At 29.3% G+C, this 2,545-nt stretch carries 1 protein-coding gene; it reads left to right on the top strand.

Annotated features, from left to right (window positions below):
* Positions 1–118 precede the first annotated feature (118 nt).
* The coding region (locus T434_RS0106105; RefSeq protein WP_026400312.1) for a hypothetical protein at positions 119–2,545 on the top strand (2,427 nt) is incomplete at its 3' end.

Below are 2,545 nucleotides of genomic sequence, written 5' to 3'. Positions count from 1 at the left end.
GCAATACCAGGGTTAATCAGTTATTTAGATGAACTCTTTGGTGAGCATGAAATGTTACAATGTCGAGAATATATTCAAAAGATAGAAATTAATGCCTAATGATTAGGGGTGTTATAAAATGAAAAGAATCATCATAGGAAGTATTGTGGCTGTATTATCTATATTTTTACTTGTGGGGTATAGTATTTTTAGTGTGTTTGATGTAACCCAAGGCCAATTAAGACGTATGGAATTAGTTATAACTACAGCTTCAGCAACAAAATACTATGATGGTACACCATTAAGTAAACCTGAATGGGAACTAAAGAGTGGTAATTTAAGAGAAGGCGATACGATGTTTGTAACAATGTCTTCTTCAATTACTGATTTTGGTGTCGTTCAAAATGAAATTGGTGTAACAATCATTGATAAAGACCAAATAAATGTAACAAACAACTATGTAATAACCTATGAGTTAGGTTTTTTGACCATTAATAAACGACCTTTAAGCATTAAAACAGATAGTGCATATAAAGTTTATGATGGTACACCACTAACTAGAAACTTTTATGAAGTAACATCGGGTACAATACCTGAAGATCATGAAATGCTTGTTTCAATGCCTACAGTTTTAACAGAACCGGGTGAGGTAACAAATGATATACATATAACAATTCTTAATAAAGATGGTGTAGATGTTACTAAGAATTTTTATATGACATATGAATTAGGAACATTAAAAATGGATTCACGTCCACTATTCGTTGAAACTGAATCATTAAGTAAAGTTTATGATGGATTAGAATTATTTGGAGGATATCCAATTTTAAAAAATGAAATTTTACCAAATCATTATATAACTATCGTTAAATCAACATCAATTATAGAAGCATCAAGTAAAACAAATGAAACTATCGTTCAAATTACTGATGAATTTGGTAATGATGTTTCAAGATTTTATGATATTCAATACAATTTTGGAGAACTTAGAATAGATAAAAGGATTATTCAACTTAGAACAATGAGTGCTGAAAAACCATATGATACAACACCTTTATTTGCTCATGGGTTTGATGTCCTATATGGAAATTTAGTGTTAGATCATTATTTTGATATTGTCTATAAAAACTCAATAACAACACCAGGATCAGTTGATAATGAAATTGATGTTAAAATTATGGATGGATTAGGTAATTATGTTACAAATAATTATTCTATTGAAATTGAAAAAGGGACGTTAACTATTTATAAATTTACAATTTTTATAAGTACTGATTCCTATCAAAAATATTATGATGGTATTTCATTAGAGGGTGGAATTCCGACTGTAATAGGCGAATTTATAGAAGGTCATTATTATTTAATTACTCGCAGAACAGAAGTTATTGATGCTGGTTACTATGACAATGTTGCAGATATAACAGTATTTAATGAGTTTGGTAGTGATGTGACACATTATTATGACATAAATTATACATATGGTACATTAACTATTTATGAACGACCTATACGAATTCGAACAAAAAGTGCGTCTAAAGCATATGATGGTTTACCTTTGGTAGCACATGAATTTGAACTTGTTGAAGGTACATTAGTGGATGGTCATTCCTTGAATACATCATTCATAGGATTAATTATAGAACCCGGAATTGTTGACAACGAAGTTGTCGTTCAAATAATAGATTATAATAACCAATATGTTACGAGTAACTATTTGATTGAATATGATTTTGGTTATTTAGAAGTTTATCGTATTCAATTAACAATTGTAACAGAATCAATAACTAAATATTATGATGGTTTACCAGTTAATGGTGGAGATCCGATATTGATGAATGAATTACTGCCAAACCATCAGTTTGAAGTGACTTATAGAACAGAAGTTATTGATGCAGGATATTACACAAATATTTCAAACATCAGGATTTATGATGAAAACTATCGAGATGTCATGCATTTTTATGAGATAAATGAGTTGTTTGGTAGCATTGTTATTAATCAAAGACCAATAACAATCAAGACTTCAAGTGCAGAAAAGTCATATGACGGACTTCCTTTGACTTCAAATCAATATGAAATTATTAGCGGTGATTTAATTGAAAACCATTATTTAGATGTGAATTTTTATCAAAGTATTACAGAACCTGGATTTGTTATGAATTCAGTGATTGTTAATGTAAAAAATATGAATGGAAATATTATTACCAACAATTATAGTATTAGTTTTATCGAAGGAACACTAACAGTTTATAAAATTCCATTAACAATTACGACAGGTGATTTCAGCAAAGTCTATGATGGTTTACCATTAAACGGGGGTTCTATATCACTATCTGGACAGTTATTACCTAATCACTATTTTGTAGAAACACATAGGTCAAATCCAGTTGATGCGGGTGATTATTTAAATGAAGTTACCATAAACATATACGATCAAGATGGTAAAAATGTAACAAATGTATATGACATAACCAAAGAATTAGGTCAATTAAGTATTTATAAAAGACCAATAACTGTTAAAACTTTAAGTGCAGAAAAACCATATGATGGAACACCGCTTTATTTA

This window comes from Acholeplasma equifetale ATCC 29724 (assembly GCF_000687735.1).
Lineage (GTDB): Bacteria > Bacillota_I > Bacilli_A > Acholeplasmatales > Acholeplasmataceae > Acholeplasma > Acholeplasma equifetale.
The sequence above is the reverse complement of the archived record's forward strand: the minus strand, read 5'-3'. Positions and strand labels throughout refer to the sequence as shown.